The organism is Flavobacterium sp. ST-158, from assembly GCF_058309975.1.
This window is the reverse complement of record NZ_JBZEEN010000007.1, coordinates 63,795-85,165: the sequence shown is the minus strand read 5'-3', so window position 1 is coordinate 85,165 and position 21,371 is coordinate 63,795. Positions and strand designations below refer to the sequence as shown.

Sequence of the window (21,371 nt, the reverse complement as noted above, 5' to 3'; positions counted from 1 at the left end):
TATTATTCTAATTAAAAAAATTCCAGATTAATCCAAAACGAATAGTCATATCACGATACGGATTATTAGGAGCTGAAAAATAATTATAACCTGTATAGGCCGCATTAAAATGTTCGGCTTTGATATAGATTCTAGTTCGTTGAATTTTAGCATTAATAAAGAAATCCAAATTTGGATAATTCCCTATTTGCTTTTTATCCTGAACAAAAAATTCTCCAATTACTGGATTGTAATCATTTGCATAATAATTCGTAAAATAATTTAACGTTAATCCTGTTTGTAAAAACAACGCTCTATTAAAGAAATAACTTGAAAAGTAAAAAGTATTTCGAGTCACCAAATCAGGCACATTTAAAACGGCTTGACTTTGATCTACTTTTTGATATAAAACCGTATTATTTAAAGCGAATTTTCCAAAAGTTAACTCTTTGCTCAATTTAAGCGAAAGATATTTTATAGTTCCCCCAAATTGACTTGGTGCTACTATTTGCTGACTATCATCAGTAGCTGCATTTTCAAAATACAAATGATCAGTTAAAGCTGATAATTGCAAAGAAGCATTAAACCATGGAGTAGTAGCATCTCCACTAATCACGTTGATTTTTTCGTTTTTAAAGTTATTTGACCAATTGTAAGCTACATATTCACTTTGATACAAATTATAAAGATCATTTGGTAATTTGCTTAGATTTTGATATCCGAAAACAAACTGAAAATCATCATTCAAATCATAGTTCAGTTTAGCATCTAAATTAGAAATCGATTGTTTGCTAATCGATTTGTAAAGTAAAAATTTACCATGCCATTTATTTTTCCAATATTCATATTGCCCGCCAACATTATTAATGTTTCGGGACAAAGTAGAAGGAATTACTTTTGTTGATACACTAGAAGGATTTTCAACATCATCTTTGATTAAAATTCGATAATAATAAAAATTACTTCTAAAATCATCTACAAAAAACTGAAACTTTCCGAGTGTAGTATTCTCATAAACCAAACCAGCTTTGTTATACATTTTATTATAATGTGTTTGATCTTTAAGTCCCGAAGTTACAATAGCATCACCAAAACGAGAAACAGCTTGCGTTCCTACAGCCGACAATATTGTAGGTTGAGAATACTCAAAATATTTGTTTTCATAATTAAATTGATGCGTTACATATAAATTGTTCGCTGTCTCTTTTGGATTCACCCTAAAAATATGATCTACAAAAATACGTTTGGCTCTAATAAAAGACTCCGCATCTGTTAAATACACCTGCAAACGCTGTCTGTTTGTGTATTTAGTATCGCCATCTTCAAAATCACTTACTGTTGTTATCCCTCCATTTTCCTCATTCAAAGCATCTTGAGAGGTAAAATGCGATTTAATAAAATAACGTTTGCTTGAAGTATTATAACTCATCGTAAAACGAAAACTTCCAGTACTTGTTAACTGATTGATATATTTTCCTTCGGAACGCAATCCTTTATAAGCAATGGACAAGTTTAAATTTGGCGAAAGATTCACTGCAAAAAACGAATCTACCGATTGCCCTTTAGTTAAAGTCGATTTAAAAAATAATTCGGTTACAGGAGTCGCTACCGAAGCATATCGAATTTGATTAGCTTTTAAAAAATTAAAATGTTTAGCTGTAAAACCCATTTCCGGAAAAGGAGAATAATCCGTTAAGCTATATTGAAGCGTGTTGTAAGCTTGCCCTTCATTAGGAAAAGCTAATAATCCAAAAAGATCTTTTCTAAGATAATTATGACTGTATTCTTTTTCAACAGTTAGTGTAGTATCTAAATAAGTCGTATCTCGTTCTACAGAAATAAAACGATACATGTCAATTGAGGCCACTTTAGCTGTATCTTTTTCTTTTCCGCCTTTTAACCTATCCGAAAAACTTCTTTTGGGAGCTTCTTCTCTAGAATCATCTTGAGAGAACATCAACGTGGGCAATACTAAAAAATATAATAAAAAGAGAATTCTCATTCGGAACAGATATAAAATTGGGCTTTTATTTTAAAACTAAAATTGAGGCAAAGGTAAACGATAAAAACGTATAAAAAAACATCTTAATTAGCAGTTCTTTTTAAGGAAACGTTAGATTAACGAACAATTATCTTAAAAATTTTATAATCTTTGCTTTTCAAAAAACAATCAATATGCTTGCTCCTACTTTTTCTAAACTCCTTCTTGAAGCCGGAACCGACGAAGCGGGTCGCGGTTGCCTTGCTGGACCTGTTACCGCAGCTGCAATAATCCTGCCTACAGACTTCAACAATTCTATCTTAAATGACAGTAAACAATTATCAGAAAAAGTTAGAGAAAAATTACGTCCTGTAATCGAAGAACAGGCTGTTAGTTTTGCCGTAACACATTTATTCCCAAATGAAATTGACGAAATCAATATTCTGAATGCTTCTATGAAAGGCATGCAGGAATCGGTTTTAAAATTAAATGTAGTTCCTGAATTTATTATTGTGGATGGAAACAGAAGCTTGAATGCTAAACTAGGACTTAAAAACACTACCGGAAAACAATTTACTACTACAGAAATTGAATTGCTAAAATCAATCCCTAATCAAAGTATTGTAAAAGGAGATGCTAAATATTTGAGTATTGCTGCGGCTTCGGTATTGGCCAAAACCTACAGAGATGAATATATGGACAAAATCCATGAAGAATTCCCGATGTACAATTGGAAAAAAAATAAAGGTTATCCCACTAAAGAACATCGAGAAGCCATCAAAAAATACGGCCCCTGCAAATACCACCGCATGAGTTTTAGATTATTACCAGAACAACTTACTTTAGACTTATAATTGCTGATTTTTTTTTTTAAACCATATAAGTCACATAAGTTTTTTAAGCTTCACCTCTAGAACTTAATTCTTTATTCACTCAATTAAGTCCATTAAATCTCTGCGAACTTCGTGCCTACTTTGTGACCTTTGCGGTTAAACCTCGAATTCAGCTTCAAACAATTCTTTGAAATGTTTTAGAATTTTTGCTTTCACTTCTTCCTCATCTACTTTTTCTACGCCAAGTTCTACGTTTAAAGTGGTGACTGCTTTTCCGCGAATTCCACAAGGAATAATGTTATCAAAATAACCCAAATCGGCATTGACATTTAAGGCAAAACCATGCATCGTTACCCAACGTGAAGCTCGTACGCCCATGGCGCAAATTTTTCGGGCAAATGGTGTTCCTACTCCTAGCCAAACACCTGTTTCTCCATCACTGCGTCCACAGACAATACCATATTCTGCTAATGTCAAAATAATAGCTTCTTCTAGAAAACGCAGATATTTATGAATGTCCGTAAAGAAATTTTCTAAGTCCAAAATAGGATAACCCACAATTTGCCCAGGTCCATGATAAGTGATATCACCACCACGATTAATCTTGTAGAAAGTAGCACCTTTGGCCTCCAACTGTTTTTCGGACAATAATAAATTTTCAAAATCGCCGCTTTTCCCTAAAGTATACACATGTGGATGTTCTACAAAAAGAAAATAATTGGGTGTTGGCAAATTCGTTTCTTCCCTTCTATTTTGAATTTTCAAATCTACAATTCCTTTGAACAATTCTTCTTGGTATTCCCAAGTACTTTTGTAATCTCGGTTACCTAAATCTTGAAGTTGGATAATTTTGTTCATTTGTCTCGTCAAAAAACGAAGTTTTTCGTTCAGTTATTGGTAAAAGGCAAAAGTACGATTAAATATTTTGATTTACTAAGAACTCACAAACTCAGGAAATTTTATGATTAATTAAAATCATTTTTCCTTTTTTAAAGTTGTAATATCCTCTATAATTCGATCCATTTCGACGGGTAAAGTACCATTATAAACCCCGCGAATGTGACGTTTATCATCTACTAAAATAAAATTTTCGGTGTGTAAAAAATCATTTAATTTTCCATAATACCCTATGGAATCACCAGCAAAATACTGTTTTTTAGCCAACATATAAATGTCATTTTTATTCCCGGTAAGCAAATGCCATTTACCCGAAATACAGCCTTTTAAAACCGCATATTCTTTGAGTTTTTTCACATTATCAATTTCAGGTGTAACCGAATGCGAAAGCAATACTACTTTTGGGTCATTTGCATATTTATCTTGCAGGATTTTCATATTATCGGTCATTCTGGGACAAATACTCCCGCAACTGGTAAACATAAAATTAGCTACATAAATCTTACCTTCAACTGTTTTTTCGGTTATATTTTGACCGTTTTGATTGATTAATGAAAAAGCAGGAATCGTATGGATTTGAACATATTCCGGACTTTCTTTAGAAATCCATTCTGGCGTGAATTCAGGTGTATTAAAAAAAGGCAAACCGCCTTCCTCTTCTTGTTTGTTTTTTTGGCAAGACAACAACATCAGCAAAATAATTATTCCAACTCCAAACTTATTTTTCAGCAACTTTTTCATAAGGATTTTTACATAATTTAATTCCGATTAAACCGTATTTCTTAGCTTTTTTAATCACATAATTAGCTCGCACCGTTCCGTTTTCATACCACAGTCGCTCACTTCCTTCTTCATGTCCGTTTTCGTAATGGAATTTTTTAAAGAGTTGTCCTGTATAGTACCATTCCAAAACTTCACCATGATAATCATCATTATAAAATTGATAGCGGTACCTAGGTTTTTCGTTATCCCACCAACCCTGATGCTCTCCTTCTTTTTTATTGGAAATATACAAACGCTTTTCGGCCAGAACACCACTAGGATACCATTGCTTTTGCTCACCTTCCAGCATACCATTTAAATAAGACTTTACAAATGCTGTATCTTTATTGGGATATAAAAAATACTGTTTACCCGAATATTTTTTAGTTTTCCAATACAAAGTATCCTGATTGAAATGAAATCCCGAATCAGAAGCCAAAGTATAAATTGAAGGAACTGTATTGGGTATTCTAATTGTTTCATTTTTTTGCTTACAACTCAAAAAGAAAGCTACCGCCAAAAACAGTAAACCATTAATTGGTATTTGAAAAATATTCCATTTCATTAGATTAATTTGAAACCGTTCCTGCTGTTCCATAAAAACCATTTCCATTGATGTATGGATCGGTGTTGGTAATGTGATAATGATAAATCCCATCAGGATAATCTGCAGTAGCCGAAGTATGACCATGATAAACATCTAATCCTGTCACTGCCACTCCATTTTCTTCTGGGCCATAAACAGGAAAACCATCTAACAAAAAACCTAATAAAGCTTCTTTTCCCTTGGTTTCCGTTAAATAAATAGGTTCCACATGGTAATGATAAATTCCTGTAGCTTGAGGGTGTCCCCAATATTGGTCAAATGAAGTTACCTCATTAGTAAGTGGTAAATTAGGCCCTGCATACTGATTAAAAAACGGCACTCCGTTTATGGAAACTCCTATCGCTCCAAGCGGTGTCGCAGAATGACTACTTGCCACAACAGGATGCAATGGAATTTTGAATGTAAAAGCTAAAGTTGTGCTGATACTATTAGGATTTTTATGAAAAGTAGTTCCGCCAAAAGTAGTTCCGCTAAAATTTTCATATTTAGCATTAGAAGTAGGATAATAAATACTTTTATGATCCGGTTGCCCGTTGGTCTTAATTGTTACATAAGTTCCATCTGAAGTGATGCTTGTAGCACCGTATATTTTTTTATACACATCAGGAACTGTTGTTGTTGTTGTTGTTTCTTCCTCTTCTCCTGTAAAAGGATCCTCAGAATTGCTACAAGCTAAAAACAAAACAAGCAATAAAAATGGAATCATGGAGTACACTGATTTTTTCATAACTAAATATTTAAAATTAATCAATACTATTTAGACGTAAATCCTTTTCCATTCCTGCGGTCTTTTTTATTTTTTTTCAAAAAAGTTTTATTCTGGTCTTCTTGGTCTATTTTCCTCAGCTTGCAATCTTCTTTTCCCAGAAAAAAGTCTTCCTAATTCTTTTGTTAATGCTTCAAAATCCTCTTTTTGCTCGGTAGATTCACAAAGTGATTTTATTTTTTGAAAATGATCAAAATGTGTTTTTTCAATTTGTAGCTGACAATTCGCAAGCACATTTATCAAACTGTCTTTCGCTTTTTCATTGACTTTTGGTGCTAACAATAGCCTATAAAGTTTTTCTTTGTTTAATCTAATTTGACGTTCAATAGCTTCAATAACATTTCTATGTTCTTGAATTAAAACAGCATATTCTTCTTGTTGATTGGCATCAAAATGAAGTTTTTCGATAATTATTTTTCGAGGCCCTTCTCTATTCACGCCATCCAACCTTGGTTTCAAAACCATAAAAAACACCAATAACCCCACATTAAGTATAACTAGAGTTATAACGGAAACGATTAGTACTTTTATCTTAGTCATAATTATTTGTATAATTGATTTGAATCTGAAATAACAGCAACTAAAGCAATTTCATTAGTTGTTTTTGACGTTTTTATTTCTTTATAAACCAATCTTACATTGATGGTTACTAAAATTACAATCGAAGCTGCTGCCAGCCAAACCCATTCTTTTGCTATTGTTTTTTTGGTTTCCAATTGGTTTTGAATTTTAAAAAACAAAGCATCATCCGGACTTACTTTTACGATTTGGTTCGTACTGTCCAAAATTTCAGTTATCCATTCTTCCTTTTCCATACTATATTAGACTATAATTATTATTAATTCTTGTGGTACTCTTCAAATTTATCTGCTAATTTTTTCTTAAGATTTTCTTTAGCTCTAAAAAGCAATGATTCTACAGATGAAACTGTTAGCTCCATAATAGTGGCTATTTCAGGATTACTTAATCCATCTATTTTAGATAAAATGAAAGCTGTTTTTTGATTTGCAGCTAATTGATTAATAACGCCAAAAAGCACTTTAGATTTTTCCTTATTCTCTAATAAAATACCCGGATGTTCAAAATTTGAAATGTTTTGAATTTCGAATTCATTCTCTGAGCGCTTACCAAAAATAAAAAAACGTTTTTGACTTTTTTTATGTTTCAAATAATCCAAACTCTTATTAATAGCAATGCGATAAATCCATGTTTTTAACGACGATTGATTTTTGAAACCAGCCATCGATTGATGCAATTGAATAAAAACATCCTGAGTAATTTCCTCTGCATCTTCTGCATTTTGAACATAACTGAGTGCTAGGTTGTACACAAGAGCATTGTATTGCTGGTATAATTCCGTAAAATCAGTAGTATTCAAATTCATTCTAACACTTGATTGCGCTTTTGTATTTTATTCAAAAGCTACATTAAGATTCAATTTCTCGGGATTTTCAGTGTAATCCGTAAAAGGATATTCTACCGTAATGGTTTTTCTATCGGCACTAAAAAGCGCATCAGGATTTGAAACTGACTTTACCGCTTTAGGAAAATGATATTTCAAAGTATATTTAGACGATGCAAAAATCATCTTAGCCATTCCTGTCGAATCTGCTTTAATTTTTTGAAGTTGGTCTTTAGAAATAATTGCTTTCCTAACAAAGGTTTTACCATTATATGAATAGTCAATTTTTGCATTATTATTTATGCTTTCATTTATTGGGTCTGCTAATTTCTTATTGTCAGATTGTCCTTTTAAATCTTTGAGAGTTTTAATACCATTCATCATATTCTGAATATCTGAAACATTTTGAAACTCTGTATCCATCGAAAACAACAATTGTTTGGCTTCGGGATTCATTTTAATTTTCATTACAAAACTTTCCAACTTTTTCAGAGCCGTTTGCTGCTCTGCAGACAACTTAGCGATACTATCTTTCTTAGCCTCAAAAATTTCTTTGAATGAAAAAGTAGAATCTATTGCCTTTGCATTATTTTTAGCTCCAAATTGATCTCCAAGTTTATCACCAGCCATCGCCATCAATCCAGCACCATCCATTTCTAAAGAAAATTTTCCTGTTCCGTCTGGTTGAATATCTATGTTTTCAGTGAAGTTGCAGCTTGCTAATACTATAATAACAAATAATAAAATGGATTTTTGGAAGAATTGCATAATTTTTATTTTTTACCAAATATAGAAAGTTTGGTTTAATTTTTTTTGTCAATCCTCAATTCTAACGAGCTATATGTAAAAATCCATTAGGCGGTGGTGGACCGTATGTTTTTTTATTCATATTAAAAACAGTTGTTTCTGTAGTAGAAAAATCATCAGAATAGTTGCAAACTAAATACAAAACAATTGCTAAAAATGAAATAATTACATACAGCGTTTTTTTCATAACTAAATATTTTAAATTAATAGATAGTATTTAGACGCAAATCCATTTCTATTCTTGCGGTCATTTTAAAAAAACTTTATTTTTTTGCTTCTAAAAAACAAAAAATCTTTTTCAAATTTTCAAATTACCACATTTTCAAATTTTCCCAAAGCCTCTTATTGCTCTAGAAACAACTTAACCATACTGTCTTTTTTAGTTTCAAAAATCTCTTTAAACGGAAAAGCAGAATCTATTGCCTTAGCATTATTTTTCATACCTAATTCATTTCCTAATTTATCTCCCGCCATCGCCAGCAAACCTGCCCCATCCATTTCTAATGAAAATTTTCCGGAACCGTCAGGCTGAACATCGATGTTTTCGGTAAAGTTGCAACTTACGAAAGTTACGCTTAGAAGAATTACACAGATAATTTGATTAATTTTTGTCGTAATTGGGTCACTTTTTTTTATTATCAGAAAGACAAGGCAAGACCGTAATTCATTTGTTTATCATAATCCACTTTAAAGCAAAGTTTCAATTTATCACCATCTTTGCCTTCATTGAATCTGTTTATAATATTAAAATAATCTTTTTTTCCAGGAGCAATGATAAGATGTAAAACACCTCCAAGAGCAGCTATGCCTAATCCTTTAAAAAGAGTCGCCGATTTCATATCTTCACCTTCTTTCTTACTTAATCCCTCGTTTAGCATTATTGCTGCACCGCTTAAAAAAAGACCATAACCTACCACATTGGAAATTGTTTTTTTGTTGGCTATTTTATGTACTTGCTGCGTTAAATCGGTTTTCAATTCATTTGGCATTTCAGTTTCCGCAATAAACTGCTTTAATCCTCTCGGATTCACTGAATAATATTTATCCTGATACCTCAACTCACTATAACCATTATTTCCTCCTCCAAAATAAAAATAATGAAATTGACAATAGGAATAACTTGGTATAAGGGTTAACAACAAAACAACTACAATTTTTTTCATGGGTATTATTTGGTTTTTTCTTAACTGTTAAACGTCCTTCTATTCTAAAAAAATTCTGACGCAAAATAAGTAATTATATTCATTTAAAAAGAAATAATATCTTTCAAAATTAAATTCATTTTTTTAATACTGCAAGGTTACTAAAACCTTGCAGGAAAAACGTTCTACAAAAACAATAGTTGTTATTTAACCCTGATGGAAACGACATCCTTTTAATCTCGTTCTTCAAACGAGATTAAAAGATAGAGTATACAGCAGGACAAATCATGATAAAAAACGGGAATTTTCTGCTCCTAAAAATCCAAAAATCATTTTCAAATTTTCAAATTGCTACATTTTCAAATTTGCTTATCTTTGCGGTCTTAAAAATCAGACTATAATGGCATTATCAGAACAAGAAATCATCCGAAGAGAAAAACTTCAATCTTTACGCAACTTAGGAATCAATCCTTATCCTGCTAATCTTTTCGCTGTAAATCATACTTCAAAACAAATTAAAGATACTTTTGAAGAAGGAAAACGCGTGATTGTTGCAGGACGTTTGATGAGTGTTAGAGATCAGGGTAAAGCTTGTTTTGCCGAATTGCAGGATAGCGAAGGCCGTATTCAATTGTACGTGAACCGCGATGTTTTGTGTGAAGGCGACGATAAAACCTTGTACAATCAGGTGTTTAAAAAACTAACCGATTTAGGTGATTATATCGGAATTGAAGGCGAATTATTCACCACTAAAGTAGGTGCACAATGTATTCGTGTAGATGGATTTACTTTTTTAAGCAAAACATTACGTCCACTACCATTACCAAAAGTAGATGAAGACGGAAAAGTTTTTGATGCTTTCAACGATGCCGAATTGCGTTACCGTATGCGTTATGTAGATTTAACGGTAAATCCACAGGTAAAAGAAACCTTTATCAAAAGAACCAAATTGTTCAACGCGATGCGTGGTTTCTTTAACGATGCTGGATATCTTGAAGTGGAAACTCCGGTTTTACAATCGATTCCTGGTGGAGCAGCAGCTCGTCCGTTTATTACACATCATAATTCATTGGATATTCCGTTGTACATGCGTATTGCGAATGAGTTATATTTAAAAAGATTAATTGTAGGTGGATTTGATGGTGTTTATGAGTTTTCGAAAAACTTCCGTAACGAAGGAATGGACAGAACTCACAATCCTGAATTTACCGCTATGGAAATATATGTAGCCTACAAAGACTACAACTGGATGATGGATTTCACGGAGCGTTTGCTAGAGCATTGTGCGGTTAGTGTAAATGGAACGAGCGATGTGACTTTTGGTGAAAACCAAATTAGTTTCAAAACGCCTTTTGCTCGTGTAACGATGACGGATTCCATCAAACACTTTACAGGTTTTGATATTTCCGGAAAAAGCGAAGCCGAATTATACGAAGCCGCTAAAGGAATGGGAATTGAAGTGGATGAAACCATGGGTAAAGGAAAACTGATTGATGAGATTTTTGGCGCTAAATGCGAAGGAAATTATATTCAGCCAACATTCATTACCGATTATCCAAAAGAAATGTCACCGCTTTGTAAAGAGCACCGTGACAATCCGGAGCTGACAGAGCGTTTTGAATTAATGGTTTGCGGAAAAGAAGTTGCCAATGCTTATTCGGAATTAAATGACCCAATTGATCAAAGAGAGCGTTTTGAAGACCAAATGCGTTTAGCTGCAAAAGGAGATGATGAAGCTAACGGAATTATCGATGAAGATTTCTTAAGAGCTTTAGAATACGGAATGCCTCCAACATCAGGATTAGGAATTGGAATGGACCGTTTAATGATGTTCTTGACCAATAACGCTTCTATCCAAGAAGTTTTATTATTTCCACAAATGAGACCAGAGAAAAAACAAATTCAGTTAGAATTAACTCCTGAAGAGAAAGTAATTTTAGACTTATTGAAAGGAAGCGAAAACAAAATGGATTTGGTACAACTTAAATCTATAGCTGGTTTAAGCGGTAAAAAATGGGATGTTTCCATGAAAAACTTATCGAAACACGGTTTGACTAAAGTAGCTGTGGATGGTGAAAGTAAAGTAGTAGAACTAGTAGAATAACATGAAATAAATAGAATATACAAAAGGAACTTCTTAGCGGAGTTCCTTTTTTTATTCTTATATCCAACAATCTTTCTATTTTCATTTATATTTACAAATCATAATTAATTCTTAAGAATTAAACTATTAATACATTTTGTTGTCTTAATTAAAAAACTTAAAAAGACAAACATTATGAAAAAATTAATCACACTTGCTCTAATTGCAATCATAAGCGCAACCACTTATGGCCAAGAAAAAAAGGACAAACCTGCAAGACAAGAAAGAAATCCAATGGAAAAATTCACACCAGAACAACGCAATCAACTGATGTTGAAAAAAATGACTTTAGAATTGGATTTGGATGCTAATCAGCAAAAAGAAATAAGCAAAATGATTGCTGAACAAGGAGCAAAAAGAGAAGCCTTTATGAAAAACAGAAAAGAAAAAACAGAAAAACCTACTTCTGACCAAATCTTTGAAATGAAAAGTAAAATGCTTGACGATCAAATTGCAATGAAGTCAAAAATGAAAAAAATTCTTTCAGCAGACCAATTTAAAAAATGGGAAGAAATAAAAAAACACCACCGTCAAGGCATGAGAAATCACGGTCTTCATGGAATGAAAAAAGACATGAAACACAAAGACAGTAGTGCGGTAAAAAAATAAATCCATTCTTGATTATTAATTCATAAAAAAATGCTGTTTTCAAAATTTGAAAACAGCATTTTTTTATGAATTTTTATTTTTACTTATTTCAATTTATTAAAAGTATCTTTATAAGTTCCTGTAATAGTTACTCCATTATTTTTTGTAACTGAACCATAAATAGTAATTTCAGAATCAGAACCCAAGAATTCTAATTTAGCTCCACTATTCATAATAAGGTTACCGTAAATTACAACACTACCTTCAATTTTCATGGTTCCATTTATATTAAGGGATAAATAAGGGTTATTATAATTACCCTGAGCCATTGATCCCTTCATTGTGAATACTCCGCCACTATTAACATTAATTCCCTGAGCTACTGCAAGAGATCCGCAAAAAGTAAGTTTATCATTTACATTTATTCCCTGTAATGAAGCTGAACCTTTGTAACTAAAATTATCACCCGAATTCACATTCAGCCATTCTCCTCCGCTGTAAGTTGCAAAACTACTGCAATCAATAGCAGAAACGGTAACTTTTTTGATGATTTTTAATCCGCCATTCCCACTAGCTACATAGATATAATCTCCCACACTTTTTACATAATTAGAAGAACCTGAAAGATCAATTGTTCCCAATAAACTTAGATTACCATTTGTTATTTTATACACGGTAATTCCGGCCGCACCGTTTGCTACATATACATAATCACCATTTACAGAAACAGCATTAGTAACCACATCATTTTGATCAACATCACCAACAACTGCTGGAACAGCTAATGTTTGTTGTAAAACTCCACTTAAATTATAAATACCTAAACCAGAAGCTCCCTGCGCGACTAAGACATTATTTCCTTGAAAATCAATTGTTCTTTTTGCCTCAGCTACATCAACAGGGGTGACAAATGAAGATTCTAAGCTTAAGGTTCCTGCATTGTAAATCATCACTCCCTCTGTACCACTCAATACTACAATTTTATTATCGATACGACCTAAAGCTCTCAAATCATCAACAGCTATTGTAGTTTCAATCGTGTTAGTAGTTTTATCTAATTTAGCAAGAATACCATTATTTCCAGAAACAGCATAATATTTTGAATCGGCAACAGCAAGTCCTGTACCTACATACCCCACTAAGGAGTTCAACACATAATCATTAGTCAGTAATCCCGATTGCAAAGGCATCTGAGCAACAAAAGCCGGACTAGGTACATTATTGAAATCTACATCAACCGCACCAGCAATATATAATTTACCGTTATTAAAAAGCACGGTGCTAATATCTACATTGGGTAAAATAGCCTGAACTACTAATTTAGGATTATTAGGAATACTAATATCAATAACATCAATACCTCCTAAATAAGCCTCACCTTGAGTATTATAAGACACATAAACATAATTATCTTTAACATCAACATGAGTTGCCATTAATGTTTTTCCATTATAAGTTGGAGGCTTAACCTCGGCTAATAATGACATTGGAAAAGTTCCTGCTTCAGTTTCTGTAGTTTTACCAGTAATACTTGAGGAAGTAACTAAGTCTAAAACTCCTGAACCACTAAGATTTATTCTATTATTGAGGGTTTTAGAATTTGTATTTAAAATAACTTTTTCATTACCTCCTCCAGAACTGTCGTCAGATTGACAAGATTGGATTAAAAACAAGCCACAAAGTGACAATGCAAGTACAATTTTTTTCATATTTTATATTTTTGGGGTACGCAAAAATACAATATTATTCTTTCAATTTTAAAAACAGTAACTTTTATGCTTTAATAAACCAACATCTCATCTAATCGATACAAAAAAAACTCTAATTAGAGTTCTTTTTTTATTTGTTAGGGTCTTTTATTCATTGTAGTATTCCCTGTTGGCATATAATACAATAAAATAGTTCCCACTAAAAACAATCCAAATGAGGCAACAAATGCAGGAATAAGAATCTCTATATTATTATCCAGAGCATTGTTCAAAGCAGCATACAGCAACCAAATTTGAATGGTTACATTCAGAATTAATATAAAAATTAATGTGGAAAGAATAGCATTCAACTTATTAGGATTTGACTGATTCTGACCTCTTCTAAAATTACTCATACTGTTTCTTTTTACATTATTCTACTTTTCTCTTCTTGTGCTGCTTTTACATAAATAGCATCGTCTTTGAAAAAAACATCTAATTTAGGTAACGCTCTTGGTGGCGGACCACCTAAAACATTTCCAGTTTTAGCATCAAAAGATCCTTCATGACAAGGACAATGAATAATTCCGGTCCCTGGCTTGTAAAAAACAGAACAAGAAAGGTGGGTACATTTTTGCTCATAGGCTTTAAACTCGCCAGTTTCCAGATGAATTAATATATAAGGAATCGTACTTCCTTCAATAACAAAAGCTCGTGTTCCTCCTAATGGCACTTCTTCTTTTTTACATACAAAATGCTCTCCTTCTACTTCTTCTTTAGGATACATATATGCTTTGGCAGCAACTAATCCACTACCTACCATCAATCCACCAGAAACCAAAGTCAAGAATTTAGCAAAATCTCGTCGACTTACATTGGTTGCTTGTTGCTTTTCTATTGGAAAATCTTTCTTCCAATTTTTATTTAAGTTTTCTTCTTTTTTAGACATGAATCTCAAACTAATAAATTACTAATTCTGTGCTTCCTTTAGGCATCATAATATTCACTTTGGTATTCACAATTTCTTTCCCAAAAATAAAACTATTAACAGGTGTACTATTTGGACGCATTTCCTGAATTTCATCTTTGGTGCCATAAAACAAAGCGCCACTTGGACAAACTGTTGCACACATTGGTTTTTTACCTACACTCGTACGATCATAACACATGGTACATTTCATCATCAAATCGTAATTTTCTTCTTTTTTTGGTACACCAAAAGGACAAGCCATTACACAATTGGAACAACCAATGCAACGCTCCGTATTAGCAGTATGCACAATTCCAAATTCGTCTTTAGAAATAGCATCGGCAGGACATACATTAGCACAAACTGGATCATCACAATGCATACACACCTGAACCGTGGTTTGAACAGTAGCCGCACGATCTACATAATTAACATGAATCATAGATTCCTGACCGTTTGTTTCACATTCGGCGCAAGCCAATTCGCAGGCTTTGCAACCTATACAACGCTGCATATCTACAAAAAACTCTTCATTTTTATTAAAACTGGTATAGTTCATCTTACATCAATTCTTTATAGATTAAACACTAGCATAAGCTGTTGATTCTTTTGAAGGCGGAGCAATTTTGCCTAATGGTTCCAAATGACAAGCACAAACTTTAAATTCTGGAATTTTAGAAATAGGATCCAAAGTACCCGGCGTTAACTGGTTTGCCGATTTTTTCCCTGACCAGTGATACGGAATAAAAACGGTGTCTTCTCGGATAGTCTCCACAATATTAGCTGGAAAAATTCCTTCGCCTCTTCGCGTAGAAACTCGGATTAATTCTCTTTGTTTGATTCCGTATTGTTGAGCCAAATTAGGATGGATTTCTACTAAAGGTTCTGGATATTGATCGACTAACTTTCCAATTCTTCGCGTTTGTGTTCCACTTAAATATTGCGAAACCACACGTCCCGTAGTTAAAATTACAGGGAAATCAACGCAGGTTACTTCGCTGGGAAGTTTATATGGCGCTGGGTTAAAATGCGCTTTTCCATCAGGAGTTTTAAACTTCCTGTCCTCCCACAAACGAGGAGTTCCAGGATGCCCAATTTCTGGACAAGGCCAAAAAACCCCCATTTCAGCTTCTATTCTTTTATATGTAATTCCATAATAATCGGCAGTTCCTCCTTTAGAGGCCACACGCAGTTCATTGAAAATTTCTTCGCTATTTTCGAAAGCAAATTTGGTTCTTACCCCCAAACGTTTGGCTAATTCTAAAATAATCGAAGTATCTGTTCTTGCATCTCCTGGAGGCGTTACCGCTTGTCTTATTCGAATAACCCTTCCTTCTGCTGAAGTTGTTGTTCCTTCTTCTTCCTCTTGCAACGAGCCTGCCAAAACAATATCAGCATGGCGAGCAGTTTCATTCAAGAAAAAGTCAATGCATACATAATATTCTAACTTTTCTAAGGCTTCTCTAACATAATTGCTATTAGGCAAAGACACCAATGGATTGAAACATATAGACAACAAACCTTTGATTTCTCCTCTATGAATGGCTTCAATTATTTCATAAGCCGACAACCCTTTACCTGGCAAATCTTTTTCATCAATTCCCCAAACATCCGAAATATATTTACGATGTTCTGGATTTTCTATATCTCTATTTCCAGGCAATTGATCGCATTTATGACCGTGCTCTCTACCTCCTTGCCCATTTCCTTGACCAGTAATAGTAGCATAACCACAATAAGGCTTACCAATTCTTCCTGTTGCCAAAACTAAATTGATACATCCCAAAACATTATCCACTCCTTTCGAATGATGTTCAATTCCACGGGCATGAAGCAAGAAACTCGTACTTGCTCTACCCCATAATTCAGCTGCTTGTTGGATTTTTTCTTTCTTAATTCCTGTAATTTCTTCTGCCCATTCTAGTGTATTATCTTTTACCGCATCTAAGGTTTCTTGAAATCCAGAAGTATGATTATTAATAAAATCATGATCTAGCATATCATGATCTGCCAAATATTTCAACATGGCACCATACAAAGCCGAATCGGTTCCTGGACGCACATCCAAATGAAGATCAGCTGTTCTAGCCAGCGGAATCATTCTCGGGTCAATCACAATCAGCTTAGCTCCTCTGTCTCTTGCTTTCCAAATCCAATGCGTTAATGTTGGAAAAGTTTCGCTAACATTGGCTCCAGCCACAATAATGACTTCAGCATATTCTAAATCCGAATAATTATTAGAGCCTCTGTCTAAACCAAAGGCTTTTTTATTTCCCGCTCCAGCACTTACCATGCACAAACGTCCATTATAATCTAAGTTTTTAGTTTTTAAAGCTACTCTAGCAAATTTGCCCATCAAATAACTTTTCTCATTTGTCAATGAAACTCCAGAAAGGACTGAGAAGGCATCATTACCATATTCTTTCTGAATGCGTTGTATTTCCCTAACGGTTTTTGTCATGGCTTCATCCCAAGATGTAGGTACAAAACCTTGCCCTTCTACTCTTTTTAACGGACCTAATAATCGGTCAGGATGGTTGTTTTGCAAATAACGTTGTACTCCTTTGGGACACAATCTTCCTTCATTAAAAGGGAATTCCATCCAAGGTTCAAAACCTACCACTTTATTTTCTTTAACTGACAATTGAATTCCACATTGCATCCCACAAAAACAGCAATGGGTTTTAACCAACTGGTCTGGTTCATCTCTTCCCTCATAACCTTCTTTAGGGCTATAATTTAGGTGTGGACCAAATTGCGTAATAATATGCTCTTCTGAAACAGGTAATTTTGCCATGTTTATTTTCTTTTACTTCGTTGAATTATCCAAATAATTTACCACCTTCTTCTCTTGCTTTCAAATGGGCTTGTGCTAATCGAGACCTTTTACCTTCTGGACTTAGATCTAAATGGGAACTTCCATCTTCTCTATCAAAATCAAACCCTAATTCTTTTGTCAATATTTTTAAATCTTTGATATGCAAATTTGTGGTAAACTCCTCTCCGGTATGCTCACAAACCGCCATTCCTTGTTGTTTTCCTACTCGATGATAAATATGTGCAGCAATTTGTGCTGGTCTTTGTATAATGTGAAAGAACTTTCCAAACGGAATCCATATTAAAAATAAGATTACAGTAACCGCGTGTAAAACGGCTAAAAAGTCGAAAGCCAAGCCTTTCATAAATTCGTAGGAATAGGTCAAACCTAATCCTGTAACTGAAATTGCTATCAATAATATTAATGGTAACAAATCGCCTTCAAAAGACTGTGTTGCAATCAAACCAGGATTGGTCAATCGTCGTCTTAAATAATATCCTGAACCAAAAATCACCAAATAAGAAGACCAGTTTAAGGCGTGGAAAGTCATAAATGCCATGAATGAATCCAAATCAAATTCCATGATTTTAAATCCAAAAAAGTGCGCTTCATAAACTGAAATAGAATTAGCTGCCATGGTAAAATGAACCCAACCAAAGGTCAATGGAATGGTAATTAAAAAAGCTGAAGTACAACCAACTGCAATCATAAAATGAGCCATCCAACGGTATTTTCCTCTAGGATAAATGAATTTTTGAAAAGCAAGATTGGAAACAGTCTCTTTAGAAGCAAACCAAAAATGAGAAAAAACTTTTCCTGTAAACAAGAAACAAACCCCTCTCTTAAAATACATCCACGTAGGTGGACGTTGCAACCAAACAGAATAACGGTATACAATACCAAAAAAAGCAAATACAGTTCCAAATAAATAGGTAACTAAAGCAGCATCAAAATTTTGCAATTCTCTCGAACCATAAAAAACCAAAACAACCATTAACGCAGATAATACAGTTGCAATTAGAAAAGCCTTTATGTTGTAAGTTCTATTTTTCATTTAATTTTACTTTTTAAAACAATCTCATTTCTGAAATCTTATCTTCTTTTTTAAAAAATACTTCATTTTACAAAAGTATAATTAAAAACGAAATATCTAAGTAAAATTACTTAAGTATTTTATCCGACACAAAAAAAACAAAATATGTTATATTCTTAATCCTAACATTTTAACTATAAAACTATACGTACTACATACGTATATCAACAAGAAAGATTAGAGTTTTGAAAAACAATAATCTAAATTTATCATCCTAACAATTTGCAAGATTAAAACTATATTTGAACCTAATTAAACCAAATCAGAAAAAGTAAGTCTATTAACACAAGATGCTTATTAAATAAGAGCCAAAAATTTGTAGAAATAAAATCAACCATTTTTGTTTTCTACAAAAAACCAAAACCACCAAAATTATGAGAAACAATATTGCCTTATTCCTTATTTTATTCCTTGTCAATCCCTTAATTACTTTGGCACAAAACGACAGTATTGTAAGCCCCCCAAAAAAAACGTCCATTCCTGATATCGAAAAAGTATACCTACATACCGATAGAAATTATTATACCATAGGAGAATCATTATGGTACAAAGCTTATACTGTATATGCTTACAATAACCTATTATTTGATAATAGTAAAATACTTTATGTAGAACTTGTTTCGCCTAAATCCAAAATAATAGCTCGAAATATTACACGTTTAGAAGGCGGTTTAGGTCATGGCGATTTTATGTTGTCGGATTCCATCGGAATTAAACCAGGAAAATACCAATTAAGAGCTTATACAAATTGGATGCGTAATTATGGAGATGATTTTGTGTATACCAAAGAAATTCAAGTCATTACACCTAGTAACGAAACCAACGTTGCAACTAAAGAAAACACTGTTTTATCGAAAAACCAAAAGAAAAATGCCATTGAAGCAGAAGATAAAAAAAACTTGCAAGTTGCTTTTTTCCCGGAAGGGGGCTCATTAGTAGAAGGAGTAAACAGCTATGTAGCGTTTAAAGCAACGGATCAATATGGAAATCCCATAGAAGTGGAAGGCATTGTATATGATGGAAGTGGAAAAAAAATAAGCCTATTAAAAAGTCAACATGATGGTATGGGAAAATTTATCCTCACTCCTGAAAAAAACCAACAATACACTGCTGAAATCACCAGCGCTGACAATCAGCAAATAAAAATTACTGTTCCACAAGCCTTAAAAACAGGATATATATTAAGTCTTAAACAAGTTAAAGACAAAAATATTATGTCCATTAAAACCAACACTGAAACTTTAAATCAAAATCCGAATACAAATTTAACCATGATTTGTACCTCAAGAGGAATTAACTACTACACTAGCTCTCAAGTTTTAAACCAAACTAGTTTTTCTTTCTTATTACCCGAAGACCGACTTCCTGAAGGCATTACTCAAGTTACATTCTATGATGACGAATACAAACCCCAAACCGAAAGATTAGTCTATATTGAAAAGAAAAACAATATGGCTATTTCTTTAACAACAGACAAATCGCTATATACTCCTAGAGAAAAAGTAAGTTTGAATTTTTCGGCCAAAGATCAGCAGGGTGCTCCTTTAATTGCAAGCTATTCCCTAGCGGTAACTGATAATGGAAAAACGGAAAACAACTTAGACTACAATAGCAATATCTGTTCTTATTTTCTTATGGAATCTGATATTAGAGGAAAAGTAAACAATCCTGGATATTATTTTGACGCTTCAAATCCTGAACGTTTTTTTCATTTAGATTTACTATTACTAACCCAAGGATGGCGCGATTTTATTTGGAAAAAAATTCCCGCTTTAGATGAAAATCCAGCTTACAAAGCCGAAAAAGGAATTTCTATTTATGGAAAAGTAAAAAGATTACTTAGCGATGCACCTAAAGAAAATAGTTCCGTGCAACTGGCTTTAATAAAAAAAAATGATTTAACAATACTAGATGACACAACAGATAGTAATGGAAAATTTAAATTTGAAAATCTATTGTTTTATGGAAAAACAATGATGCTGTTAAATACTAAAAATGAAAAAGGGAAAAACAGCGGAATGCTTGTATTAGATTCGATTTACAATCCAGCCATAGCAAGCCATTTCAACGGTACAACTATTAATGAATCTGAAAAAAAATCAATAAATCAATTTAGAGAAAACATTCATGAGAAAAATATCCTTTTTAATATACCTGAAGAAAATCAATTGAATGATGTTGTAATCAAAGCCAAAAAAAAAGAAAAAGATACCGGACCAAGTATATATGGTTTTGCGGACTACACTTATATTCCCGAAGAAAATGGACCACACTACTCCAATATTTTTATGATGATCCAAGTTGCTATTCCTAATGTTACCGTTTCTGGCAATACAATTCAATTTAACCGATACAATGGTCCTGCTTATATTTTAGTAGACGGTATTGAAACAGATATGGATCTTTTAAACAGTATTTCTACCGATGATATTGCTAAAATTGAAGCTATAAAAGGGCCCGGAGCAGCAATTTTGGGATCTCGTGGAGGAAATGGAGCAATCCTTATCTATACCAAAAAAGGTGGAGGTGTTACTAGTAGTAAAAAGGTTTTCCATTCTATAAGCGAACAAATTTCCGGTTACCAAAACGCCCGATATTTTTATTCTCCTGATTATAGTGAAAACAAAAACATAGCAAGCGAAGAACCTGACATTAGAAACACTTTGTACTGGAATCCTTATGTTCAAACCAATGAAAAGGGAACTACTGAAATTAATTATTACAATAGTGATGTTAGTTCTAATATAAAAATTAGCCTAGAAGGTATTACCAATACAGGTATCCCAATTGTAGTTAAAACCAATTATACCATTAAAAAAGAACAAACTCAATAAAAAACAGATTATTTCTTTTAAATCAAAATTACCAGAAAACAAACCGTTAAAAATCAATTCA

At 33.1% G+C, this 21,371-nt stretch carries 22 protein-coding genes; 4 read left to right on the top strand and 18 right to left on the bottom strand.

What is annotated here, in order from left to right; translation table 11 throughout:
• Positions 1–7 precede the first annotated feature (7 nt).
• Entirely contained in the window at positions 8–1,981 is a 1,974-nt protein-coding gene (locus AC4FRF_RS11680) for a putative porin (RefSeq protein WP_491159737.1), read from the bottom strand.
• A 173-nt stretch (positions 1,982–2,154) separates the two neighbouring features.
• On the opposite strand from AC4FRF_RS11680, the gene rnhB reads away from it, so the two are divergent.
• Positions 2,155–2,814, top strand: coding sequence for a ribonuclease HII (gene rnhB, locus AC4FRF_RS11675; RefSeq protein ID WP_491159736.1), 660 nt, complete (start codon positions 2,155–2,157; stop codon positions 2,812–2,814).
• Between the two features lie 135 nt (positions 2,815–2,949).
• On the opposite strand, the gene lipB is transcribed toward rnhB, so the two are convergent.
• From lipB to AC4FRF_RS11620, 11 genes are all read right to left on the bottom strand, one after another.
• Positions 2,950–3,651 (bottom strand): lipoyl(octanoyl) transferase LipB, encoded by a 702-nt coding sequence (lipB, locus tag AC4FRF_RS11670; RefSeq protein ID WP_491159735.1) that lies wholly within the window; start codon positions 3,649–3,651, stop codon positions 2,950–2,952.
• A gap of 117 nt (positions 3,652–3,768) precedes the next feature.
• A complete protein-coding gene (locus AC4FRF_RS11665) occupies positions 3,769–4,431 on the bottom strand; it encodes an SCO family protein (RefSeq protein WP_491159734.1) in 663 nt (220 codons plus the stop codon).
• Positions 4,409–5,017 carry a toxin-antitoxin system YwqK family antitoxin gene (locus tag AC4FRF_RS11660; protein WP_491159733.1) on the bottom strand — a complete coding sequence of 203 codons (609 nt, stop codon included), beginning with the start codon at positions 5,015–5,017 and terminating at the stop codon, positions 4,409–4,411. The genes AC4FRF_RS11665 and AC4FRF_RS11660 overlap by 23 nt, the downstream gene beginning before the upstream one ends.
• Before the next feature lie 4 nt (positions 5,018–5,021).
• Positions 5,022–5,786 (bottom strand): YHYH protein, encoded by a 765-nt coding sequence (locus AC4FRF_RS11655; protein WP_491159732.1) that lies wholly within the window; start codon positions 5,784–5,786, stop codon positions 5,022–5,024.
• Positions 5,787–5,873: 87 nt separating this feature from the next.
• Positions 5,874–6,365 (bottom strand): hypothetical protein, encoded by a 492-nt coding sequence (locus AC4FRF_RS11650; protein WP_491159731.1) that lies wholly within the window; start codon positions 6,363–6,365, stop codon positions 5,874–5,876.
• Between the two features lie 2 nt (positions 6,366–6,367).
• A complete protein-coding gene (locus tag AC4FRF_RS11645; protein WP_491159730.1) occupies positions 6,368–6,640 on the bottom strand; it encodes a hypothetical protein in 273 nt (90 codons plus the stop codon).
• A 23-nt stretch (positions 6,641–6,663) separates the two neighbouring features.
• The gene (locus AC4FRF_RS11640) at positions 6,664–7,209 is read right to left on the bottom strand and encodes an RNA polymerase sigma factor (protein ID WP_491159729.1); all 546 of its coding nucleotides are present in this window, start codon (positions 7,207–7,209) and stop codon (positions 6,664–6,666) included.
• A 27-nt stretch (positions 7,210–7,236) separates the two neighbouring features.
• Positions 7,237–7,995: a hypothetical protein gene (locus tag AC4FRF_RS11635; RefSeq protein WP_491159728.1), complete on the bottom strand. Its 759-nt coding sequence runs from the start codon at positions 7,993–7,995 to the stop codon at positions 7,237–7,239.
• A 61-nt stretch (positions 7,996–8,056) separates the two neighbouring features.
• Positions 8,057–8,221: a hypothetical protein gene (locus AC4FRF_RS11630; RefSeq protein ID WP_491159727.1), complete on the bottom strand. Its 165-nt coding sequence runs from the start codon at positions 8,219–8,221 to the stop codon at positions 8,057–8,059.
• Positions 8,222–8,376: 155 nt separating this feature from the next.
• Entirely contained in the window at positions 8,377–8,532 is a 156-nt protein-coding gene (locus tag AC4FRF_RS11625; protein ID WP_491159726.1) for a hypothetical protein, read from the bottom strand.
• A 140-nt stretch (positions 8,533–8,672) separates the two neighbouring features.
• On the bottom strand, positions 8,673–9,197 hold the full coding sequence (locus AC4FRF_RS11620) for a hypothetical protein (RefSeq protein WP_491159725.1): 525 nt from the start codon (positions 9,195–9,197) through the stop codon (positions 8,673–8,675).
• 379 nt (positions 9,198–9,576) lie between these two features.
• Between AC4FRF_RS11620 and lysS the strand changes: the two genes are divergently transcribed.
• On the top strand, positions 9,577–11,280 hold the full coding sequence (gene lysS / locus AC4FRF_RS11615) for a lysine--tRNA ligase (protein ID WP_491159724.1): 1,704 nt from the start codon (positions 9,577–9,579) through the stop codon (positions 11,278–11,280).
• A gap of 174 nt (positions 11,281–11,454) precedes the next feature.
• Positions 11,455–11,928 carry a DUF4890 domain-containing protein gene (locus AC4FRF_RS11610; RefSeq protein ID WP_491159723.1) on the top strand — a complete coding sequence of 158 codons (474 nt, stop codon included), beginning with the start codon at positions 11,455–11,457 and terminating at the stop codon, positions 11,926–11,928.
• An 83-nt stretch (positions 11,929–12,011) separates the two neighbouring features.
• Here the strand turns inward: AC4FRF_RS11610 and AC4FRF_RS11605 are convergent, their stop codons facing one another.
• From AC4FRF_RS11605 to AC4FRF_RS11580, 6 genes are all read right to left on the bottom strand, one after another.
• Entirely contained in the window at positions 12,012–13,616 is a 1,605-nt protein-coding gene (locus AC4FRF_RS11605) for an LVIVD repeat-containing protein (protein ID WP_491159722.1), read from the bottom strand.
• Positions 13,617–13,753: 137 nt separating this feature from the next.
• A complete protein-coding gene (locus AC4FRF_RS11600; protein WP_491159721.1) occupies positions 13,754–14,011 on the bottom strand; it encodes a DUF6755 family protein in 258 nt (85 codons plus the stop codon).
• Positions 14,012–14,022: 11 nt separating this feature from the next.
• Positions 14,023–14,544: a QcrA and Rieske domain-containing protein gene (locus AC4FRF_RS11595; protein WP_491159720.1), complete on the bottom strand. Its 522-nt coding sequence runs from the start codon at positions 14,542–14,544 to the stop codon at positions 14,023–14,025.
• Positions 14,545–14,554: 10 nt separating this feature from the next.
• Positions 14,555–15,124, bottom strand: coding sequence for a 4Fe-4S dicluster domain-containing protein (locus AC4FRF_RS11590; RefSeq protein ID WP_491159719.1), 570 nt, complete (start codon positions 15,122–15,124; stop codon positions 14,555–14,557).
• Positions 15,125–15,145: 21 nt separating this feature from the next.
• Positions 15,146–17,362, bottom strand: a complete 2,217-nt coding sequence (locus tag AC4FRF_RS11585; RefSeq protein WP_491159718.1) for a molybdopterin oxidoreductase family protein — start codon at positions 17,360–17,362, stop codon at positions 15,146–15,148.
• A 25-nt stretch (positions 17,363–17,387) separates the two neighbouring features.
• Positions 17,388–18,437: an MFS transporter gene (locus AC4FRF_RS11580; protein WP_491159717.1), complete on the bottom strand. Its 1,050-nt coding sequence runs from the start codon at positions 18,435–18,437 to the stop codon at positions 17,388–17,390.
• Positions 18,438–18,850: 413 nt separating this feature from the next.
• On the opposite strand from AC4FRF_RS11580, the gene AC4FRF_RS11575 reads away from it, so the two are divergent.
• Positions 18,851–21,310 (top strand): TonB-dependent receptor, encoded by a 2,460-nt coding sequence (locus AC4FRF_RS11575; protein WP_491159716.1) that lies wholly within the window; start codon positions 18,851–18,853, stop codon positions 21,308–21,310.
• Positions 21,311–21,371: the final 61 nt, after the last annotated feature.